At 53.1% G+C, this 258-nt stretch carries 1 protein-coding gene; it reads right to left on the bottom strand.

The genetic code is table 11. The features are described from left to right. A partial coding sequence (locus R0J87_RS22085) for an RNA chaperone Hfq (RefSeq protein ID WP_498888990.1) occupies window positions 1-116 on the bottom strand: 116 nt, incomplete at its 3' end. Between the last annotated feature and the right edge of the window lie 142 nt (window positions 117-258).

Below are 258 nucleotides of genomic sequence, written 5' to 3' on the forward strand. Positions count from 1 at the left end.
GTCACGATTCCCTGCAGCTTCACGCCGTTGACCAGGAATATCGTCACTGGAACCTTTTGCTTGCGGATGTGGTTAAGGAAAACATCCTGGACGTTCTGGGACTTTTCCGCAGCCATCAGTCGTCCCCTCTTTTGTTATGTTCGGTCGTTTGGAATCGCACGCACATGACGAGCTGACGCGCTCCTTCTTGCTTGTTTTTATCACCCACAGGTGATGGGGCTACACCCGTCAGTTGACGGTCATCCCATGTCATCCGCC

The organism is Halomonas sp. SIMBA_159 (assembly GCF_046536035.1).
Taxonomy (GTDB): Bacteria; Pseudomonadota; Gammaproteobacteria; order Pseudomonadales; family Halomonadaceae; genus Vreelandella; species Vreelandella venusta_A.